Source organism: Plantactinospora alkalitolerans (assembly GCF_015690345.1).
Classification (GTDB): domain Bacteria; phylum Actinomycetota; class Actinomycetes; order Mycobacteriales; family Micromonosporaceae; genus Plantactinospora; species Plantactinospora alkalitolerans.
Map to the genome: position 1 here is coordinate 1 of NZ_JADPUN010000237.1, position 3,607 is coordinate 3,607.

Genomic DNA, 3,607 nt, shown 5'->3' on the forward strand with positions numbered 1-3,607 from the left:
CTCCGCATCCGCCGCACCCTCGGCACTCGACGGCCCGGGCGCCGTGGGCTCGAAGGGTGGGGTGTCGGGGCCGGGCTCCGTCGGTGGCGGTGTGGCGGGTGCCCGTTCCCAGGGCGGCACCCAGGCCGCCGCCTGCTCGGCCAGGGAGTCCGGCCGCTTCTCGCTGGTCACCCTGCCTCCTCGTTCGTCGTCTCGTCGTTCGTCGTCGGCCCGCTGTCCGCCGCCGGCCTACCATCCGCCGCCGGCCCACCATTCAACGGCGACTCCGACCCACCATTCAACGGCGACTCCGGCCCGCCATTCACCGGCGACTCCGGCCCGGGGTCGGGTGGATCCGTCGCGGCGGCACCCGGCACCGCCACCCCGTCCGGCGCGGGCGCCCCCGCGTACTCGTCGATCTCCAACTCGGCTCCGCCGTCGTCGGGACCGGTCCACCGTACGGTGAGCTCGCCGAGCGCCTCGACCTGGGCGAAGCCCACCAGCCCTTCCCGGTACAATTCGAGCAGCGCCAGGAACCGGGCGACCACTTCGAGGGTGGACTCACAATCGGCGCAGAGCACCCGAAACGTCGCCGTACCGGCCCGGCGCAACCGATCCTGCAACAGCGCCGCGTGCTCGCGGACGCTGACCCGCACCATGTGCACGTGGTCGATGGAGACCATCGGGGCCTGCTTCGGGGTCATTGCCTTGATCGCCAGTGCGGCGAGCCGTTGGACGCCGATGCCGAGCACCAGATCGGGCAGGGCCTCGGCGTAGCGCGGCTCCAGGGTGACCGCGCGCGGGTAACGGCGGGAGCCCACCGCCTCCTGCTCCGCGATGTGCGCCGCGGCCTCCTTGAACGCCTTGTACTGGAGCAGCCGGGCAAATAGCAGGTCCCTGGCTTCCAGGAGGGCGAGATCCTCCTCGTCCTCGACCTGTGCTGCCGGCAGCAGCCGGGCGGCCTTGAGGTCGAGCAGGGTCGCGGCGATGACCAGGAACTCGCTCGCCTCGTCCAGGTCCCAGGCGTCGCCCATCGCCCGGATGTAGGCGATGAACTCGTCGGTCACCTGATGCAACGCGACCTCGGTCACATCGAGCTTGTGCTTGCCGATGAGCTGAAGCAGCAGGTCGAAGGGCCCGGTGAAGTTCGCCAGCCGTACGGTGAAGCCGCTCGCCGACTCGGTCCCGTCCGCGGCCGACTCGATCCCGTCCGCAGCCGACTCGATCTCGTCCGCAGCCGACTCGATCTCGTCCATCACCGCAGGATCGGCCCCGTCGACGGCTGGCGCAGCCTCGTCAGCTCCCGCTCCCGACCCGGCGTCGTCGCCGGCCGGCTTGGCCGACGAGCCGTCTCCGACGGACGGACGGACCGCAGTGGCAAGATCATCAGCCGCAGGAGCGTCGGCACCGGTCGCGGCGGACTGCGCCGGGTCCGGCGAGGACGTGGCAGCGGGCGGGGAACTCACCCGACGACCGTAGTCCACCGGTTCCGGCCCATCAGCCACCAGCGTCGCTCCCGTACCGTCAGTCACCCGATGATCCTCAGCACGGCGGGCATCGACGCGAGCCCGGAGAACGGAACGAGAAACCGGTCGACGTCGGCTCGGCCGGGCCGGAACGGCGCACGGTAGTTACCGCGCGCGCTCGGCCTGCGCGGCGATCACCTCTCGGGCCAGCTGGCGGTAGTTGCGGGCGCCGGAGGAGGCGGGGTCCAGGGTGGTGATCGGCGCACCGGCAACCGTCGACTCCGGGAACTTGACGGTCTTGGTGATCACCGTCTGGTAGACCTTGTCGCCGAACGCCTCGACCACCCGCTGCAGCACCTGACGACAGTGGGTCGTCCGGCTGTCGTACATGGTCGCCAGGATGCCCTCCAACTCCAGGTCGAAGTTGAGCCGCTCGCGGACCTTGTCGATGGTGTCCAGCAGCAGGGCCACCCCGCGGAGGCTGAAGAACTCGCATTCCAGCGGGATGAGCACGCTGTGCGCCACGGTGAGCGCGTTGATGGCGAGCAGGCCCAGCGACGGTTGGCAGTCGATCAGGACGTAGTCGTATTCCTTGCGGATCGACTTGAGCACCCGGGCCAGCGCCATCTCCCGGGCGACCTCGTTGACCAGTTGGATCTCGGCCGCCGAGAGGTCGATGTTGGCCGGCAGCAGGTGCAGCCCGGCCACGTCCGTCTTGATCAGGACGTCCTCGGGAGCGATGTCCTCCTGCATCAGCAGGTTGTAGACCGACAGGTCGAGGTTGTGCGGGTTGACGCCGAGACCGACCGACAGGGCGCCCTGCGGGTCGAAGTCGACCAGCAGCACCCGGCGACCGTACTCGGCCAGTGCGGCACCGAGGTTGATCGTCGTGGTGGTCTTACCGACGCCACCCTTCTGGTTGGCCATCGCGAGGATCCGCGCCGGACCATGTTGGTCGGTCGGCATGGGCTCGGGGATCGGTTTGCGTATCGTGTAGGCGGCCGGGTCCGCAGGGCCCAACTCAGCACCGAGGTCCAAGGCGGACTGCTGCTCGCGCAGGCTCGAGGTCCACGCCTCGGCACGGTCACCGTTTCCAGCCATGTCCTCGTACGCCCCCTCCCGACGACTGCCCGGCACGGAGCCGAACTGTGTCCTGTGCGGCGCCGCCGCGAACCTCGGTTACCGTCCCACGAGGCCGCGCCGAACCCGACTCTACGCCACGTTGCCGCACCGTAGCGGGCACCGTCCCGGCGTGTCGACCCGGTGGAAAACCAGCACCGACGTCCGGCCCGAGGCGACGACCGGGAGACCCGGTTCAGCCACGCGCCCGGGGATGCGCGGTGGCGTAGACCTCCCTGAGCCGCTCCACCGTCACCAACGTGTAGACCTGGGTGGTGGTGACCGAGGCGTGGCCGAGCAGTTCCTGCACCACCCGGACGTCCGCGCCGCCGTCGAGCAGGTGGGTGGCGTACGAGTGCCGCAGGGTGTGCGGGGACACCGCCTGCGGCCCCTCCACCGGCAGCCCGGCCCGTCCGGCGGCCCGTCGCAGGATGGTCCAGGCGCTCTGCCGGGAGAGTGGACCGCCCTGGGCGTTGAGGAACACGACCGGGGTGCCTCGCCCGGCGGCGGCGAGCGTCGGTCGGGCCCGGACCAGATAGGCCCGCAGTGACTCGGCGGCGTATCCACCGACCGGTACCAGTCGGCTTCGGCCCCCCTTGCCGTGCAGCAGCACCGACCCGTCCACCAGATCCAGGTCGTCGATGGCCGTGCCGACGGCTTCGGAGATCCGCGCGCCCGTTCCGTACAGGAATTCCAGCAGCGCCCGGTCCCGCAGCGGCAACGCGGCCCGGGACCCGGCCGCCTCGACCGCCCCCGCCATCTCCAGCAGCCGCACCACCTCGGTGACGTCGAGCGCCCGGGGCAGCCGCCGGGGCGGAACCGGCGGCCGTACGTCCCGGCTGGCGTCCTGGGCGACCAACCCCTCCCGGACCGCGAAGCGGTGCAGGCCGCGGACCGCGCTGGCGGCCCGGGCGGCGGAGGCCGCGGAGAGCGGCGGGCGAGCGTCGTCACCCGCCCTCAGCCGGGCGACGTGCCCGGCGATCTCCGCCGACCCGACCGCCTCCAGGTCCTCGACACCGTCGTCGGCCAGCGTCGCCAGGTAC

At 71.4% G+C, this 3,607-nt stretch carries 3 protein-coding genes; all 3 read right to left on the reverse strand.

The window, feature by feature from the left end; translation table 11 throughout:
- Positions 1–167: 167 nt before the first annotated feature.
- Complete coding sequence (locus I0C86_RS26690) at positions 168–1,235, reverse strand: segregation and condensation protein A (RefSeq protein WP_196204041.1); 1,068 nt, start codon at positions 1,233–1,235, stop codon at positions 168–170.
- Between the two features lie 375 nt (positions 1,236–1,610).
- The gene (locus I0C86_RS26695) at positions 1,611–2,546 is read right to left on the reverse strand and encodes a ParA family protein (protein ID WP_196204043.1); all 936 of its coding nucleotides are present in this window, start codon (positions 2,544–2,546) and stop codon (positions 1,611–1,613) included.
- 214 nt (positions 2,547–2,760) lie between these two features.
- A partial coding sequence (locus I0C86_RS26700) for a tyrosine recombinase (protein ID WP_196204042.1) occupies positions 2,761–3,607 on the reverse strand: 847 nt, incomplete at its 5' end.

Bases quoted from the DNA above. Each gene is read 5' to 3' on its own strand.
- I0C86_RS26690 (WP_196204041.1), bottom strand. From the start codon at position 1,235: ATGGACGAGATCGAGTCGGCTGCGGACGAGATCGAGTCGGCTGCGGAC.
- I0C86_RS26695 (WP_196204043.1), bottom strand. From the start codon at position 2,546: ATGGCTGGAAACGGTGACCGTGCCGAGGCGTGGACCTCGAGCCTGCGC.